Below are 17,065 nucleotides of genomic sequence, written 5' to 3' on the forward strand. Positions count from 1 at the left end.
CCCGCGGCCGTCCGCCCTGGGATATCAAATTCGATATCGAAATAGATACGGCGGATCGGCGCCCCTTCGGGCCTGTCCTTGCGGCTCTGGTCCATGGGGCCGATCTCCGGTTGCGGCCACCCCTGCCGCAGCCGGCTGTCTCATCGAACCGGGCCGCACCCCAGGATGCGGCATCCGACGGCCGAGCGGCGCCGGCCGGCATCGGCGCCCGCGCCGCCATGCGCCGCGAGGGCGGTCCTCTCGACGAAGCGCCGAAGGAGAGCCTCGCCAGAACTCTCAAGGCCGAACTCGTCAACGCTGCCGACTACGCCACCCAATCAGGCGCAAGGCATGCCTCGCACCGCCGCGACGTGTTCGCCTCCCGGGAGGTCCGGTACGACCCTCGGCGCCTCCGTCCGGCGCCCGGCTACATCACCCCGGAGCGGATGGGGATCGCCGCAGCCTATCACCCCCGACCCGGCGTCCACACAGGCCGGAGATGTCCAGTCGGGCAAGGCCGGGGCAGTTCCGATCCGTTGCATACTGAACGCGGCAATGCGGGCCGTGTTACCGCGCTGCGGCAAGGATCGGCTGCCAGAGATAGGCGCCGCCGACCCGGGCCGCAGAATGATCGGCCGGCAGGCGCCGAAGCAGCATGCGGCGGGCCGGCGCCAATCCTTTCGCTGCGGCAGCACTGACCACCATGCCGAGCGGTGGCGCCGCCAGGCACATCGCATGCGCGTCCTGTCGTACCGGCCCCTCCATCACCACATCGGTGCGCATGGGCCCGAGGAGTTCAGCCTCGACCGCCGCAATGGTGCTGCCCTTGACGAACAGGGTGTCGCCCTCGTGCAGCACGATCCGTAGCCCTGCGAAGCGGCGTCCGACGTCGAGGACGACATTCAGGCCGGCGTCGAAGGCGCGATCGAGCCGATCCGTCGCTGCAAATTGCTGCATGCCGGACGCGGCCGTCGGATCGAAGCGGAAGGCAACCTCTGTCCCGCTGGCAAACGCCGGCCAGCCGCCGAACATGCGCGCAGCCTGGGTGCAGGCTTCCAGGAACTCCATCGCGTCGCCCGTCTGTTCGGACAGGTCGCACACCAGTAGCACGAGGCTTTGCCTCTGCGGCAGGTCTGCCGCGACCGGCGGCGCGACATCACGATCCAGCGTCGCGTCCTTTGGCGCGGCCAGTGGTACCACTGCATGCGAGGATGACTCGCAGCAGCCACAAACTGCGGCGCCTTCAGGGAGTGGCGCACCGCAAGCCGGGCAGGCGCGCTGCTCGGGCGTTGTCGTGCCCTGTGCAACGGTGCCGGATCTGCGCTGACGATCGGACATCATCCAACTTCCTGGCGTAGGCTTCCTTTTGGCATAGGGAGTGCAGGTGCCACCCTATCATGGTAACCCACAACGTTCTAAGGCGGCGATCGATCCCGAGGAATAGGATGTGACCTGCACCCGCCGATATGACGCACCGCACAGCACGCGCCGTTGCAATGCGTACCCGCCGGCGCATTGCCAGACAGTGAACTGCGATGTGGGACGGTGGATGAAGGATGGCGGGTTCCCGATGCCAAGACAGGCAATCTGGACGTCCCCGGCTTCTGTGGACAAGGGTTGGGGACGATCGGGCTGCGCTCAGATCCATCGTCTCTGGCGTGCTGTCGCCGAGGGCCGAATGGAGTCGATCACGGCTGCACCGACTCTCCATGGAGGCGAACACGTCGCGCTTCATCGCGGATGACGCAGGAGTCCATCCGGGATCATTTGTTCATGTGGCAGAGCCTTCACGGCATCAGTCGGACGGAGGCCCAAGTCAGGCAGCACAGGCCTGACCGGTTCCGGCACTCCCAATCCTTGGCCAGCACGACAGCGGTTCAGCGAGGCGATGGTCCGTTCGACGATCGCGGCGTCCCCTTTTTCTGCGCCCTTGACGATCCATGGACACCATCGACACCGCCAGCCCCCAAGCGGACTTTCGCGGCTTGGGCCACACGTCGTGCGGCCCAGCCCTTTGAAGCGAAAGCCTGCTCGGGGTTTTATTGCAGCGCAAACCCGAAGGGGTTTGCTTAGCTTCCCGATGTGTCAGGTGCGGCCAATGCGGCCGCGAGCAGCCGCTCCGCGGCGGTCTCAAGCGCCGTCGCGGCATCGGCATTGCCGAGATAGGGCGCAGCACTGAACGCCCCTTCCAGCAGCAGCAGGAGCGTGTCGCCGAGCACCTCGGCACTGTCGGCGCCCGCCTCGGCGCAGAGGCGGCGCAGGCGCTCACGCGCTGCGCGCTTCTCGGCATCCGCCAGCTTGCGCGCGGGGTGTTCGGGATCGGGGAATTCGGCAATCGCGAGGCCCATCGGGCAGCCGCGGAAGCCAGGCATGCGCAGCACCTCGGCGGCGGCACGGATATAGGCGAGCGGCCGGTCGCGCGGCGGCACCGCCTCGCTCAGCGCCTCGGCATAGGTGCAGGCGGCGGCCTCGCAATCCTCGCGCAGGATCGCCTCCACCAGCGCGTCCTTCGAGGGATAGGCGCGGTAGAGGCTCATCTTCGTCGTGCCGGCGACGCGGCAGACCTCCTCCACGCCGGTGGCGCGGATGCCCTGCCGGTAGAACAGCTCCTTCGCGGCATCGCGCACCCGCTGCGCCGCGGGGCGCGGGTTTCGGGGTGCGAGGTTGCGGCCCTCCGACACGGCTTGTCCTCCTGCGTGCTCGCTACCTGCCTGTTCGCTCGCGAATTCGCGATATCGAGCTGCCTTGCCATGATACCGACCGGTACGTATCCATAGGACGAACCGGTCGGTATCATCCGGCCCCGGAGATAGGCTATGTCCTCCCCCCTGCGCAAGTCCCTGGCTCCGCTCGCTTTCGCGCTCGCGCTGCCGGCCCTGCCCCTGTCCGTCCAGACCGTGGCCGCCCAGACCCCGCCCGCCCCGCCGGCCGTGACCGTGGCGCAGCCGCTGCACCGGACGGTGACCGAGTGGGACGAGCACATCGCCCGGCTGGAGCCCTTCGCCCGGGTCGAGCTGCGCCCGCGCGTCTCCGGCCAGGTGGAGCAGGTGAACTTCCGCGACGGCCAGCTTGTCCGCGCCGGCGACCTGCTCTTCACCATCGACCGCCGGCCCTTCGAGATCGCGGTGGAAGCCGCGAGGGCCGAGGTGGCGAAGGCGCAGGCCAAGCTCGACTTGGCGGGGCAGGAGATCGACCGCACCATCCCGCTGGTGCGCGACCGCTTCGCGCCGCAGGCGCAGCTCGACACCCGCCGCGCCGCCCAGCGCGATGCCGAGGCGGCGCTCGCCGCCGCCCGCGCCCAGCTCCGCAATGCCGAGCTCGAGCTGACCTGGACCGAGGTGCGGGCGCCCAATGCCGGCCGCGTCTCCGACCGCCGGGTCGATGCCGGCAACCTGGTGCAGGCCGGCGCGACGCTGCTGACCACCATCCTGACCGTCGATCCCGTCTATGCCAGCTTCGACATGAGCGAGGCGGACTACCTGCGCCTCGCCCGCCAGACCCGCAGCGGCGCCCGCGCCTCGGACCGCGAGCCGGGGCGCACGCCGGTGCAGCTCCGCCTCGCCGACGAGCAGGGCTTCGAGCATGCGGGCCGGCTGGACTTCCTCGACACCGCGCTCGACCAGCGCTCCGGCACCGTGCGGGCGCGCGCCGTGCTGCCGAACGCGGACCTCTTCCTGACGCCCGGCATCTTCGCCCGGCTGCGGCTCTGGGCCGGCGATACCGATGCGCTGCTGGTGCCGGACGCCGCGGTCGCGGCCGATCAGGCCTCGCGCATGGTGCTGACCGTCGCACCGGACGGCACCGTCGTGCCGAAGCCGGTCGTGCTCGGCCCTGTCGTGGACGGGCTGCGCCTGGTGCGCAGCGGCCTCGCGCCGGAGGACCGGGTGGTGATCGCCGGCCTGCACCGCGCCCGGCCGGGAAGCCGCGTGACGGCCGAACAGGGGCGGATCGACGCGACCACGGCGCAGCTCGCCGAGAACCGCTGAGCACCCGGCCCGAGGAGTCCCGGCCATGCGCCTTGCCCGCTTCTTCATCGCCCGGCCGGTCTTCGCCGCGGTGATCTCCATCGCCATCACCCTGATCGGCGCCATCGCCGGCTTCCGCCTGCCGATCAGCGAGTACCCCGAGATCGCGCCGCCGACCGTGACGGTGACCGCGACCTATCCCGGCGCCTCGGCCCAGGTGATCTCCGAGACGGTGGCGACGCCGCTCGAGCAGGAGATCAACGGCGTCGACAACATGCTCTACCTCTCCTCCCAGGCGACCGGCGACGGCCGCCTGACGGTCAGCGTGGTGTTCCGCCAGGGCACCGACGTGGACAGCGCCCAGGTGCTGGTGCAGAACCGCGTCGCGGTCGCCCAGCCCCGCCTGCCGGAGGAGGTGCAGCGCCTCGGCCTCGTCGTGCGCAAGGCCTCGCCCGACCTGCTGATGGTCGTGCACATGCTCTCGCCCGACGACACGCGCGACCAGCAGTACATCTCGAACTACGCGACCATCAACGTGAAGGACCGGCTGGCGCGGCTGGACGGCGTCGGCGACGCGCAGGTCTTCGGCGCCCGCGACTATGCCATGCGCATCTGGCTCGACCCCGCCCGCGTGGCGGCGCGCGGCCTGACGCCGGGCGAGGTGCTGGCGGCGCTGCGGCGCGCCAACCTGCAGGTGGCCGCCGGCGGGCTGAACCAGCCGCCCACCGGCGCCGGGGCGGGCCAGGCCTTCCAGATCAATGTCGAGGCGCTGGGCCGGCTCATCTCGCCGGAGCAGTTCGGCGAGATCGTGGTGGCGACCGGCGCCGGCGGCGCGCCGGTGCGGGTGCGCGACCTGGCCCGGGTCGAGCTCGGCAGCCAGGACTATACGGTCAATGCCTATCTGAACAACAAGGTGGCGACGGCGATCGTCATCTACCAGCGCCCCGGCTCGAACGCGCTGGCCACCGCCGCCGCGGTGCGCGGCACCATGGCCGAGCTTTCCAAGTCCTTCCCCGCCGGGCTGAGCTACAGCGTGGTCTACGACCCCACGCGCTTCATCGCCCAGTCCATGGAGGCGGTCGCCCATACCTTCGGGGAGGCGGTGCTGCTGGTGGTGCTGGTGGTGATCCTCTTCCTGCAGTCCTGGCGCGCCGCCATCATCCCGCTGCTGGCGATCCCGGTTTCCATCATCGGCACCTTCGCCGTCATGGCGGCGCTCGGCCTCACCCTCAACACGCTGTCGATGTTCGGCCTGATCCTCGCCATCGGCATCGTGGTGGACGATGCCATCGTCGTGGTCGAGAATGTCGAGCGGCACCTCGCCGAGGGCATGGCGCCGCGCGAGGCGGCGGAGCGCACCATGGACGAGGTCGGCTTCGCCCTGGTCGCCATCGCCCTGGTGCTCTGCGCCGTCTTCGTCCCGACCGCCTTCATCGCCGGCATCGCGGGCGCCTTCTACCGGCAATTCGCCGCGACCATCGCGGTGGCGACGCTGCTCTCGGCGCTGGTCTCGCTGACCCTCTCGCCGGCGCTCGCCGCGCTGCTGCTGCGGCCGCATTCGCATGCCGAGGCGCGGGGCTGGCGGGCCTGGCTCTGGGCGCCCTTCGGCCTGTTCTTCCGCGGCTTCAACCGCCTCTTCGAGGCGCTCTCCCTCGGCTACGGCGTGCTGACGCGGCGCCTGGTGCGGGTCGCCGGCCTGCTGCTGCTGCTCTATGCCGGGCTGCTGGCGGTGACCGGCCAGACCGTGCGGACCACGCCGACGGGCCTGATCCCGCCGCTCGACCGCGGCTACCTGATCGCCGCCTTCCAATTGCCGCCCGGCGCCGCCCTGGCGCGGACCGATGCGGTGATCCGCCGCGCCTCGGAAGTGGTGCTGCAGGTGCCGGGCGTGCGCGATGCCGTCGCCTTCACCGGCTTCGACGGCGCCACCTTCACCAATGCGCCGAATACCGGCGTCATCTTCCTCGGCCTGCAGCCCTTCGAGGAACGCGAGGCGGCCGGCATCTCCTATGGCAGCATCATCGGCGCGGTGCAGGCGCGGCTGGCCGAGGAGCGGGAGGCGCTGGCGCTGGTCATCCCGCCGCCCTCGGTGCCCGGCATCGGCACGGGCGGTGGCTTCAAGCTCTATGTCCAGGACCGCAGCGGCCGCGGCGCACGGGAACTGGAACGGGCGACCGGGCAGATCGTCGCGGCGGCGAACGGCCTGCCGGAGATCGCCATGGCCTTCACCCTCTTCAACACCTCGACGCCGGTGCTGCGGACCGAGGTGGACCGCAGCAAGGCGGAGATGCTAGGCGTGCCGCTGGCCCGCGTCTCCGAGGCGCTCTCGGTCTATCTCGGCTCCATCTTCGTCAACGACTTCAACATCCTCGGTCGCACCTACCGGGTCACCGCCCAGGCGGAGGAGGGCCAGCGCCTGACCCCGCGCGACGTGGCGCTGCTGCGCACCAGGAACGATGCCGGCGAGATGGTGCCGATTGGGGCGCTGGCCAGCTTCCGCGACGACACAGGTCCCTACCGGGTGCCGCGCTACAACCTCTATCCCGCCGCCGAGATCCAGGGCGCGGCGAAGCCGGGCGTCTCCACCGGCCAGGCCATCGCCGCCATGCAGGCGCTGCTGGCCGAGCGCCTGCCGGAGGGCTTCGGCTACGAATGGACCGAGATCGCGCTACAGGAGACGACGCAGGGCGACACCGCGCCCATTGCCTTCGGCCTCGCCGTCATCTTCGTCTTCCTCCTGCTCGCGGCGCTCTACGAGAGCTGGCTGCTGCCGCTGGCGGTGGTGCTGATCGCGCCGATGTCGGTGCTGGCGGCGCTGGCCGGCGTGCTGTCGCGCGGGCTCGACAACAACGTGCTGGTGCAGGTCGGGCTGGTGGTGCTGGTCGGGCTCGCGGCGAAGAACGCGATCCTGATCGTGGAATTCGCCCGGGCGGCGGAGGCGGCGGGGATGAGCCGCTGGCAGGCGGCGGAGGCGGCGGCGCGCACGCGGCTGCGGCCGATCCTGATGACCTCGCTCGCCTTCATCCTCGGCGTGCTGCCGCTCGCCGTCGCGACCGGCGCGGGCGCGGAGATGCGGCAGAGCCTCGGCACCGCGGTCTTCGCGGGCATGCTCGGGGTGACGGGCTTCGGCCTGCTCTTCACGCCGGTCTTCTACGTGGTGGCGCGCAGCCTGGCGCGCAGGTCACCGGTACCCGGGACCGCAAGGCCGCAGTCGACCTGAATGCCAGGGCAGGCGGCGGCGAAGGTGCAGGCCGCCTGCCGTCGGGGCCATGCAGGCATGCCTCGACGGCCGCCGGCAGGGCTCTGCGCAACCAGAGTGACGTGCCCATGACGCCTGGCGTCATCGCCCGGGAGTAGCGGATCGAGGAGGGCGATCGCCTCGGCCGCCAATGGCGTGGAGCCGCCCCGGGCAGGTCGCGACGCTGCCCGCGGCGACATCCACCAGCCCCATCAACCAGCCACCGGGGACGTCGTCCACCGGATGGCTTGGTGGCACGGATCGGCCTGCGGGCCTCTTGTCGCAAGGCCGCAGCCTGCGACCCCGTCGAACCGCATGCGCGCACGCGGTTGTGCGCATTGACGGAACCACAGTCCGGTGCCGCCACCAGGAGGCCCGCGAAAGCCCTTCCCTCGCCAGGCGTGGCGCCGCGGCCGCGCACATGCCGGGAAGGCGCGACACGCCGCTCGCCACGGTCGGGCCGGCCGCAGCGATGCAGCCGCCGTGATGGCGAACAGACGGGGCATGCTTCTCGCCCTGGGCGTGTATTGCGCGTCGCGGCGCGGGCATGCGCAGAATGGCAGGGCCAGTGCAGGCGGGCACCTTGCCTGCCGCCTTGCGGCCGACGCTGGCCGCCTGCGCGCCACCAGAAGGGAGAGGGCCGATGGCTTCCAGCGGATCGGATTGGCATTACCTCGAACTGACCGAGATCGGACGCCGCATCCATGCGCGGGAGATCTCGCCGGTCGAGGCGACGACCGCGCAGCTCGAACGCATCGGCGCGCTGGATGGGCGGCTGAAGAGCTACGCATGCCTCATGGCCGACCAGGCCCTCGCCCAGGCGCGCGCGGCGGAGGCAGCGATCGCCCGCGGCGACATCCGCAGTCCGCTGCACGGCGTGCCGATTGCGGTCAAGGACCTCTGCTGGACGCGGGATGCGCCGACGGCCGCCGGCATGCCGATCCACAAGGAGTTCCGCCCGCGCGAGGACGCGACAGTGGTGCGCAGGCTGGAGGCTGCCGGTGCCGTCATCCTCGGCAAACTGCAGCTCACGGAAGGCGCCTATGCAGACCATCATCCGGATGTGCCACCGCCGGTGAACCCGTGGGACGCGGGCACCTGGTCAGGCGCCTCCTCCTCCGGCTCGGGCGTCGCCACGGCCGCGGGGCTCTGCTACGGCTCGCTGGGATCGGATACGGGCGGGTCGATCCGCTTCCCGAGCGCGGCGAATGGCGTGACCGGCCTCAAGCCCAGTTGGGGCCGGGTGAGCCGCTACGGCGTGTTCGAACTCGCCGCGACGCTCGACCATGTCGGCCCGATGGCGCGGAGCGCGGCCGATTGCGGCGCGATGCTGGGCGCGATCGCCGGGGCCGACCCGAAGGATCCGACCGCGAGCCTGGAGCCGGTGCCGAACTACCTCGCCGGGCTCCGGCGTGGGCTGAAGGGCCTGCGCATCGGCATCGACCGCGACTTCAATGCCGGCGCGGACACCGAGATGCAGCGCGCGACGGAGGAGGCGCTGCGTGTCATCGCCTCGCTCGGCGGCGAGATCCGCGCGGTGACGTTTCCCGCGGTCGAGCAGATCGTCGAGGACTGGTTTCCGCTCTGCGCCGTCGAGACCGCCGTGGCGCATGAGGCGACCTATCCCGCCCGCAAGGCGGAGTATGGCCCGGCCCTCTCGGCCCTGATCGAGCAGGGGCGCGGCCTGTCCGGGCTGGACTACCAGAAGATCGTGCTGCGCCGGCACGATTTCGCCGGGCGCGTGCGTGCCCTGTTCGAAGGCATCGATCTTCTCGTCGTGCCGGCGCAGGGCTTCGCCTCCCCGACCGTTGCCAGGATGGCGACGCTCGGGCAGGACCCCGCGCTGATCGCCACCTTGCTGCGCTTCACCTGCCCCTTCGACATGAGCGGCAGCCCGACGATCACCTTGCCCTGCGGCTTCACCGAGCGTGGCACGCCGATTGCCTTCCAGTTCGTGTCACGCCACTTCGATGAGGATGTGCTCGTGCGCGCCGGCCATGCCTACCAGGAGGCGACGGATTGGCACCGCCGGCACCCGGCGCTGTGACGGCCGCAGCGGCAAAGGACCTTGTCGCACGCCCAGGCATGCAGGAGGGGGAGAGACCATGGCCATCGAACGCAGGACCGCGCTGACGCTCGCCAGCGGGCTGGCCGCTGCCGCCGTGCTGCGCCATCCGCTGGCGCGGGCGCAGTCGAAAAACCCGGTGAAGGTCGGGCTGCTCGAGGACATCTCGGGCGACCTCGCCGTCTATGGCAGGCCGAAGCTCAACGGCTCCATCCTGGCGATGGAGGAGATCAACAAGGCCGGCGGCATCATGGGCCGGCCCATCGAGCTGATCCATCTCGACCCCCAGGGGGACAATGCGCGCTACCAGGAATTCGCGCGGCGCCTGGTCCAGCGCGACAAGGTGGAGGTGCTGATCGGCGGCATCACCTCCGCCTCGCGCGAGGCGATCCGGCCGATCCTGAAGCGGGCCGGCATCTTCTACTACTACACCAACCAGTACGAGGGCGGCGTCTGCGACCGCAACATGGTCTCGACCGGGGCGGTGCCGGAGCAGCAATTCTCCACCCTGATCCCCTTCATGGCCGAGAAATTCGGCAAGCGGGTCTATACCATCGCCGCCGACTACAATTTCGGCCAGCTCTCCGCCGAATGGACCCGCACCCTGATGAAGGAGCAGGGCGGCCAGGTGATCGGGGAGGAGTTCATCCCGCTCGGCGTCTCGCAATTCGCGCAGACCATCCAGAACATCCAGCGCGCGAAGCCGGACTGGCTGATGTGCCTCAATGTCGGTGCCGCGCAGGACAGCTTCTTCGAGCAGGCCGCGGCGGCGCGGCTCGACGTGCCGATGGGCAGCTCCATCAAGATCATGCTGGGCTTCGAGCACAAGCGCTTCGCTCCGCCCGCGCTGAACGGCATGCACGCAGTCGCCAATTGGTTCGAGGAGATCGACACGCCGGAGGCGAACGCCTTCAAGGCGCGCTGGCGTGCCCGCTGGCCGGAGGAGACCTACATCAACGACATGGGCTACAATGCCTATGTCACGCTCTTCCTGCTCAAGGTGATGGCGGAGAAGGCGAACTCCTTCAAGGCGGCCGACCTGCACAAGGTGGCCGCGGGCGGCGGCATCGCCGTGGATGCGCCGGAGGGTCGCATCACCCTCGACCCGCAGAGCCAGCACATGTCGCACCGGATGCGCATGATCTCGGTGGACAAGGACCACAAGGTCACGATCCTGAAGGACTTCGGCGACATCAAGCCCTACTGGCTCGGCCAGGTCGGCTGCGACCTGACGAAGAAGGACGACAACGAGCAGTACTCGCCCTCCAGCCTGCCGCGGCGCTGAGACCGAACCGGCGGGCCCACCCCGGGCCCGCCAGCCATCCAGGCCAGCCATCCAGGAAGGAGCTGTGCATGTTCGCCGAGGCTTTCTCGATCGCCTGGCAATTCGCCGACGTCTTCGCCTTCCTGGTGCTCTCCGCCGCGGGCCTCGCCATCGTCTTCGGGATGATGGGCATCATCAACATGGCCCATGGCGAGTTCATCATGTGCGGCGCCTATGTCACCGCGGCCGGCGTGCAGGTGGGCCTGCCGCTGCCGCTGGCGATGCTGCTCGGCACGGTCGCCGCAGCGATCGCCGGCGTGGTGGTGGAACGCCTGGTGGTGCGCCACCTCTACCGCCGCCCGCTCGACTCCCTCCTCGCCACCTGGGGGCTGTCGCTGATCGTCACGCAGGGCCTGCTGATCCTCGTCGGCTCCTCCTTCCCCGGCATCGGCACCCCGCCCGGCAGCTTCACGATCGGCGAGTACAGCTTCGCCGCCTACCGCCTGGTCCTGTTCGGCGGCGCGGTGGCGGTCCTCGCCTTCCTCTGGTGGCTCTTCCTGCGGACACGCTTCGGCATCCTCGCCCGCGCCACCATGCAGAACGCCGCGATGGCGCGGGCGCTGGGCGCGCGGACCGACCGGATCTACGCCCTGAGCTTCGGCCTCGGGGCCGGCCTCGCCGGCTTCTGCGGCGCCCTCTATGCGCCGACGATGACGCTCATCCCGACCATGGGCGTCACCTTCATCGTGGAGAGCTTCGTCACCGTCGTGGTCGGCGGCGCGAATGTCCTGCTCGGGACCGCGCCGGCAGGGCTGATGCTGGCCGCGGTGCGCACCACGCTCAATGCCGGCTACGGACAGATCGCCGGGCAGATCGGCATGCTGCTGGCCGTGATCCTCATCATCCGCGTGCTGCCGGAGGGCATCTCCGGCTGGCTTGCCCGGCGGGGAGCGTGACGACGGAGATGCTCGCGCTGCTGAACGGTCCGCAGACGCTGGGCCGGGGGCCCGGCTTCTGGGGCAGCTTCCTCCTGGTGATCGCCGTCGCGGCGGCCTTCCCGCTCTTCGGCGACGAATTCGCGGTGGGCAACACCGCCTATTTCCTGCTCTGGGTCTTCATGGCGCTCGGCCTCTGCGTCATGTGGGGCTATTGCGGCATGCTCTCCTTCGGGCAGACCTTCTTCTTCGGCATCGGCGGCTATGCCTATGGCGTGCTGGCCATCAACCTGGGCGGCCAGGACGGCACGACCTTCCTGGCCCTGGCGCTGGCGGTCTGCCTGGCCGCCGCCGCGGCGGGCATCCTCGGCTATTTCATGATCTGGGGCCGCATCGGCGGCGTCTTCTTCGGCATCGTCACCCTCTCCATCACGCTCGCGCTGGCCTTCTTCCTCGGCCAGACGGCCGGGCCGCAATGGCGCATCGGCGGGGCACGCCTCAACGGCTTCAACGGCATGCAGGGCATGGAGCCGCTGAACATGCCCTGGCTCGAGGAGTCCACCCTCTACTTCGAGGGGGCGGCGCTCTACTGGCTCGTGCTTGGGATGCTGGTGCTCGTCTATCTTCTGCTGCGCATCCTGGTGAACAGCCGCTTTGGCAATGTGCTGGTGGCCATCCGCGAGGATCCCCTGCGCGCGGAGTTGCTCGGCTACGACGTGCGCAGGTTCCAGCTCGCGGCCTTCGTCATCGGCAGTGCGCTCGCCGGGCTCTCGGGCGCCCTCTACACTTCCTGGGGGCAGTTCATCGCACCGTCCATCATCGGCCTGCCCTTCGCGGCCATGCCGATCGTCTGGGTCGCCTTCTCCGGGCGCAGCGACCTCACGGCGACCCTGGTCGGCACGCTCGTCTTCCTCGCCGCCTACCAGACGATCACGGTGTACAGCCAGCAGGCGGCGCTGGTGCTGACGGGGACCCTGCTGCTCGCCGTGGTGCTGGTGGCGCCGCAGGGTTTCGTGATCGGCCTGGTGCAGGGGATCCGGCGGGCGGCGACCGGACGGCGGCGCCGGCCCGCGGCCGCTGCCGTGGCGCGGGAGGTCGCGCGATGACGGAGATCCTGGCGACCCGCGAGCTCTCGAAGAGCTTCGGCGGGCTGGCCGCGGTCAGCGGCGTGTCGCTCGCCGTCGAGCAGGGCCAGGTGCATTGCCTGATCGGCCCGAACGGCGCGGGCAAGAGCACCCTGTTCAAGCTGATCGTCGGCACCTACCCGCCGAGCGCCGGCGCGGTGCTGTTCCGTGGCGAGGACGTGACCGCGGCCCGGCCCTTCCAGCGCGTGCGCCGCGGCATGAGCATCAAGATGCAGCAGCCCAGCATCTTCCGCGAGCTGCCGGTGCGGCAGAACCTGCATATCGCGCTGCAATACCATGCCGACCGCGGGCAGATGGGCGAGGAGGAGGAGCGGCTGCTCGAGCTGCTCGGCCTCGCGGCCGCCGCGGAGACCCCCGCGGGAACGCTCTCCCACGGCCAGCAGCAATGGCTCGAGATCGGCATGGCGCTCGCCCTCAAGCCCGCGCTGCTGCTGCTCGACGAGCCCACGGCCGGTCTCTCCCCCGAGGAGACGGAGCGGACCGGCGACCTCATCCTGCGCCTGGCACGGGAGGGCATGACCGTCCTGGTGGTGGAGCACGACATGGCCTTCGTACGGCAGGTCGCGCAGCAGGTCACCGTGCTGCATCTCGGGCGTGTCTTCGCCCGAGGCTCGGTGGCGGAGATCACCGCCGACCCGCGCGTCGCGGAGATCTATCTCGGCAAGGGGCATCACCATGCCCGGCATTGAGGCGACGCCGGTCCTCGCGGCGGCGGGCGTCTGGGCCGGCTATGGCGGCACGCCGATCCTGCAGGGGGTCGATCTCGCGATCGGCCGCGGCGAGATCGTCGGCCTCATCGGCCGCAACGGCGTCGGCAAGACCACCGCGATGCGCTGCCTGATCGGCCTGCTCCGGTCCTCGGCCGGCACGATCCGGCTGATGGGGGAGGACGTGACCGGCCGCGCCGCGGACGCGCGCGCGCGCGCCGGCATCGGCTATGTGCCGCAGGGCCGCGACGTCTTCCCCCGCATGACGGTGGAGGAGAACCTGGTCATGGGCGAGCTGATCGGCGGCCCGCGCGGGCGCAAGCTCGTGGATCTCGTCTATCAGCGCTTTCCGATCCTGGTGCAGCGCCGGCGCCAGATGGCCGGCACGCTCTCGGGCGGCGAGCAGCAGCAGCTCGCCATCGGCCGGGCGCTGATCGGCAATCCCTCGATCATGCTGCTCGACGAGCCTTCCGAGGGCATCCAGCCTTCCATCGTGCAGATGATCTGCGAGGCGCTCCGCGCGGTGCGCGACGAGCTCGGCACCACCTTCCTTTTCGTCGAGCAGAACCTCGACACGATCCTCGACATGGGCGAGCGCTGCTACGTGATGGACAAGGGCCGCATCGTCACGGAAATACCGCGCGGCGGGGTGACGGAAGAGGCCGTCCGGGCGCAGTTGCTGCTCTAGTTGTCTGGCTGCGGGATCTCCTTGGCGGCCACGGCGCGCTGCTTGGCCGGGGCATGGGCCAGGGCCGTCCTCAGCGACCCGCGGCCCTGGCCTTATGACTGGGGACCGGTCATGGACGAACGGCTCTCAGCCTGTGACGGTCTGTCCGGCCCAGGACCGGAGGCGGTCGAGCAGTCCGGCGACCTCGGCGGCGGGACAGGGCCGGCTGAAGAGGAAGCCCTGGACCTCGCGGCAGCCCTTGGCCGCGAGTTCCTCGAGCTGCTCCGGCGTCTCCACCCCCTCCGCCGTCGCCCCCTTCCCCAGCCCGGCGCAGAGATCGACCACCGCGCCGACGATCGCCCCGCTCTCCCGGGTCTGGCCGAGGTTGCGGATGAAGCTGCGGTCGATCTTGACCTTGTCGAAGGGGAAGCGCTGGAGGTAGCTGAGCGAGGAGTAGCCGGTGCCGAAATCGTCCATGGCGATGCGCACCCCGATCGCCTTCAGCCGATGCAGCGTCGAGAGCGTCGCCTCCGAATCCTTCAGCATCACCGTCTCGGTGATCTCGAGCTCGAGCCGGTGCGGGGCAAGCCCCGAGGCCGCCAGCGCCCCGGTGATCGCCTCCAGCAGGCCGCGGCTGGCGAACTGCGTCGGCGACAGGTTCACCGCCACATGCAGGTGCGCCGGCCAGCGCATCGCCTCGGCGCAGGCCGCCCGCAGCACCCACTCTCCGATCGGCACGATCAGGCCGGTTTCCTCCGCCAGCGGGATGAAGCGGTCCGGCGGCATCAGCCCGCGCTCCGGATGGCGCCAGCGCAGCAGCGCCTCGAAGCTGGTCACGGCGCGGCTGCCGACATCGAGGATGGGCTGGTAGAACAGCTCGAACTCCGCCGCCGCCAGCGCCTGCCGCAGGTCGGTCTCCAGCCCCCGCCGCAACTGCATCCTGACGTCCATCTCCGGCTCGAAGAAGCGGAAGCAGCTTCGGCCATCGCCCTTGGCCCGGTAGAGCGCCATGTCGGCCGACTTCATCAACTGCTCCGCCGTCGCGCCGTCGGGCGGCACGATGGCGATGCCGATCGAGGTGCCGATGACCACGTGATGGCCTTCCAACTCATAGGGCGCCGCCACCGACTCCACCAGCCGCTGCCCCAGGACCGTCGCGTCCTGCGGTGTCCGCACCCCGTCCTGGATGATGGCGAACTCGTCGCCGCCAAGCCGCGCGACGGTGTCGGTGTCGCGCACGGCCGCCTGCAGCCGCTCCGTCACCTGGCGCAGCAGCAGGTCGCCGACCGGATGGCCGAGGGTGTCGTTGACCTCCTTGAAGCGGTCGAGATCGAGGTAGAGCAGGGCGAAGCCATGGCCGCGCCGGGCCCGGGCAATGGCCTCGTCGAGCTTGATCCGGAACAGGGTCCGGTTGGGCAGATCGGTGAGCGCGTCGTGATGGGCGAGGTGGACGATCCTCGCCTCCGCCGCCCGCCGCTCGGTCACGTCCTCGAAGGTGACCAGCCAGCCCCCGTCCGCGGTCGGCGTGAAGCATTCCGAGATGCTTCGGCCGTCCGGCAATTCGCGGAACATGGAGGAAGCCTCGCCGGCCGCGTGCAGATCCAGGTTCCGCGCCCTGGTGGTCTCGGCATCGGCGCGGGTCATGCGGCCGGCGCCGATGGCATGATCAAGCATCGCCTCGAAGGGGACGCCCGGCGCCACGCCCTCCGGCGGCAGGCCGAACATCTCGGCGAAGCGCTGGTTGGCGACGACTAGGCGATGGTCGGCGGTGAACATGCAGAAGCCCTGCATCATGCTGTCGACGGCGGCGGCGACCTGCGCCTGCTTCTGCCGCCGTTCCTCCGCCAGCGCCACCTCGGCCTCGGCGGCCTGCCGGGCCGCGACGGCGGCCGCAACCAGGGCACGTTGCCGCAGGTGGCGCCAGGCCAGGACGGCGGCCGCCAGCAGGACCGACTCCAGCAAGGCGAGCACGGCCAGCGCGGTGCCGCGTTGCGCACGCCATTCGGCCAGCACCGCATCCATCTGCCGGGAAACCGAGATGGACATCGGGAAGGCCGGGACCGGGCTGCGGGCGATGAGCCTCTGCTGCTGGTCCAGCGGGCTCCGGTCCATGCTGACCCTGATGCCACCAGCGCCAAGTAGGCCGCTGATCGGCGGCAAATTGGGGACGACCTTGCCGATGGCCGCCTCTATTCGGGGATGGCGGAGGATAAGAGTACCGTCTTCCTTGAACAGCGCCACGGCGCCGCCTTCGCCGAGTTCGATGTTCTCGTAGAATTCCTCGAAGGCCCTGTGCTTGACCGAGGCGCTGAGGATGCCGAGGAAGGTTCCATCCGCCGCTTGCAGCCGGGTTGAGACGTAGAAGATCCATAGCCCGGTGGCAGGCGACTTGCTCGGTCCGCTGATGAAGGTTTGCAGGCTGGGATCGCTCCTCATCATCTTCAGGGCGACCGCTTCCGGAAAGCGCTCCCCTTGCACCGGCCAGGCAAAGGAGCGCGTCAGCAGCGCACCCTCCGGATCAAGGATCGAGAGAATAGCGATCTGCGGCATGGCCGCGACGCGGGCGCGCAGTTCCCTGTGAACGTCGTAGCTGGAAATGCGCTCCGCAAAGAATGCCGGGCTGGCCAGGACGCCTTCCGAGGCCAGCCACTTGATGATGCCGTCCTGCAGAATTGTATGATTGCTGAAGCTGTTTGCGGTATGGCTGGCGAGGGTGACGGACAGGTTTCGCAGCTCGCGCGTTGCCTCGGCGACTGCGCGATCACGCTGATGGGCCAGCCACAGGTAAGCGGTCAGCGCCACCCCCAAAGCGAGCAGCAGGGCAACCGGGAGCAGCAAGCGCTCGCCCAGATGGTCCCTCCGCTGCGGTTCCCGCCGTGCCTCATCGGAAAACCGCAGACGGCCGGGCAGCGCCGTCCCGGCTGGCCGCAAGGCAGAAGCAGCTCCTGTCTTTCGCATGATGGTCAGGCCGCCTCACCCGGGTCGAAGTCGCTGGCCAACCAACTAGCGCTCCATCCCAGTTGGCAACAATCGTGGGTTGTGCCTCACCGCTTCGAGATCAAAGGACAGCCGGTGGGGAAGGAGGCGCGGGAGATGCCGA

The 17,065-nt window shown here is 70.0% G+C and carries 11 protein-coding genes and 1 pseudogene; 8 read left to right on the forward strand and 4 right to left on the reverse strand.

Translation table 11 applies throughout. From position 1 onward, the window contains the following. Positions 1–546: 546 nt before the first annotated feature. The 3 genes and pseudogenes from Q7A36_RS16235 to Q7A36_RS16245 form a co-directional block, all read right to left on the reverse strand. Positions 547–1,320: a zinc ribbon domain-containing protein gene (locus Q7A36_RS16235; protein WP_305104770.1), complete on the reverse strand. Its 774-nt coding sequence runs from the start codon at positions 1,318–1,320 to the stop codon at positions 547–549. Positions 1,321–1,766: 446 nt separating this feature from the next. Next, positions 1,767–1,884: pseudogene (locus Q7A36_RS16240) on the reverse strand (IS5/IS1182 family transposase); the annotation flags it as partial. 164 nt (positions 1,885–2,048) lie between these two features. Continuing rightward, the gene (locus tag Q7A36_RS16245; protein WP_305104771.1) at positions 2,049–2,660 is read right to left on the reverse strand and encodes a TetR/AcrR family transcriptional regulator; all 612 of its coding nucleotides are present in this window, start codon (positions 2,658–2,660) and stop codon (positions 2,049–2,051) included. A 135-nt stretch (positions 2,661–2,795) separates the two neighbouring features. Between Q7A36_RS16245 and Q7A36_RS16250 the strand changes: the two genes are divergently transcribed. From Q7A36_RS16250 to Q7A36_RS16285, 8 genes are all read left to right on the forward strand, one after another. Further along, the gene (locus Q7A36_RS16250) at positions 2,796–3,965 is read left to right on the forward strand and encodes an efflux RND transporter periplasmic adaptor subunit (protein WP_305104772.1); all 1,170 of its coding nucleotides are present in this window, start codon (positions 2,796–2,798) and stop codon (positions 3,963–3,965) included. Between the two features lie 25 nt (positions 3,966–3,990). Continuing rightward, on the forward strand, positions 3,991–7,164 hold the full coding sequence (locus tag Q7A36_RS16255) for an efflux RND transporter permease subunit (RefSeq protein ID WP_305104773.1): 3,174 nt from the start codon (positions 3,991–3,993) through the stop codon (positions 7,162–7,164). Between the two features lie 661 nt (positions 7,165–7,825). Next, entirely contained in the window at positions 7,826–9,229 is a 1,404-nt protein-coding gene (locus tag Q7A36_RS16260) for an amidase (RefSeq protein WP_305104774.1), read from the forward strand. Positions 9,230–9,287: 58 nt separating this feature from the next. After that, a complete protein-coding gene (locus tag Q7A36_RS16265) occupies positions 9,288–10,532 on the forward strand; it encodes an urea ABC transporter substrate-binding protein (protein ID WP_305104775.1) in 1,245 nt (414 codons plus the stop codon). Positions 10,533–10,600: 68 nt separating this feature from the next. Further along, a complete protein-coding gene (locus tag Q7A36_RS16270) occupies positions 10,601–11,467 on the forward strand; it encodes an ABC transporter permease subunit (protein ID WP_305104776.1) in 867 nt (288 codons plus the stop codon). Next, a complete protein-coding gene (locus Q7A36_RS16275; RefSeq protein ID WP_305104777.1) occupies positions 11,464–12,552 on the forward strand; it encodes a branched-chain amino acid ABC transporter permease in 1,089 nt (362 codons plus the stop codon). The genes Q7A36_RS16270 and Q7A36_RS16275 overlap by 4 nt, the downstream gene beginning before the upstream one ends. Further along, a complete protein-coding gene (locus Q7A36_RS16280; protein WP_305104778.1) occupies positions 12,549–13,280 on the forward strand; it encodes an ABC transporter ATP-binding protein in 732 nt (243 codons plus the stop codon). Before Q7A36_RS16275 ends, Q7A36_RS16280 begins: the two co-directional genes overlap by 4 nt. Beyond that, complete coding sequence (locus Q7A36_RS16285; RefSeq protein ID WP_305104779.1) at positions 13,267–13,986, forward strand: ABC transporter ATP-binding protein; 720 nt, start codon at positions 13,267–13,269, stop codon at positions 13,984–13,986. Before Q7A36_RS16280 ends, Q7A36_RS16285 begins: the two co-directional genes overlap by 14 nt. A gap of 126 nt (positions 13,987–14,112) precedes the next feature. Here the strand turns inward: Q7A36_RS16285 and Q7A36_RS16290 are convergent, their stop codons facing one another. Beyond that, positions 14,113–16,803 (reverse strand): EAL domain-containing protein, encoded by a 2,691-nt coding sequence (locus Q7A36_RS16290; protein ID WP_305104780.1) that lies wholly within the window; start codon positions 16,801–16,803, stop codon positions 14,113–14,115. Positions 16,804–17,065 lie beyond the last annotated feature (262 nt).

Source organism: Paracraurococcus lichenis, from assembly GCF_030657435.1.
Classification (GTDB): Bacteria; Pseudomonadota; Alphaproteobacteria; order Acetobacterales; family Acetobacteraceae; genus Paracraurococcus; species Paracraurococcus lichenis.

Excerpts from the sequence above, each read along its gene's own strand:
- Q7A36_RS16235 (WP_305104770.1), bottom strand. The coding sequence starts at position 1,320 with ATGATGTCCGATCGTCAGCGCAGATCCGGCACCGTTGCACAGGGCACG.
- Q7A36_RS16250 (WP_305104772.1), top strand. The coding sequence starts at position 2,796 with ATGTCCTCCCCCCTGCGCAAGTCCCTGGCTCCGCTCGCTTTCGCGCTC.
- Q7A36_RS16255 (WP_305104773.1), top strand. The coding sequence starts at position 3,991 with ATGCGCCTTGCCCGCTTCTTCATCGCCCGGCCGGTCTTCGCCGCGGTG.
- Q7A36_RS16260 (WP_305104774.1), top strand. The coding sequence starts at position 7,826 with ATGGCTTCCAGCGGATCGGATTGGCATTACCTCGAACTGACCGAGATC.
- Q7A36_RS16265 (WP_305104775.1), top strand. The coding sequence starts at position 9,288 with ATGGCCATCGAACGCAGGACCGCGCTGACGCTCGCCAGCGGGCTGGCC.
- Q7A36_RS16270 (WP_305104776.1), top strand. The coding sequence starts at position 10,601 with ATGTTCGCCGAGGCTTTCTCGATCGCCTGGCAATTCGCCGACGTCTTC.
- Q7A36_RS16280 (WP_305104778.1), top strand. The coding sequence starts at position 12,549 with ATGACGGAGATCCTGGCGACCCGCGAGCTCTCGAAGAGCTTCGGCGGG.
- Q7A36_RS16285 (WP_305104779.1), top strand. The coding sequence starts at position 13,267 with ATGCCCGGCATTGAGGCGACGCCGGTCCTCGCGGCGGCGGGCGTCTGG.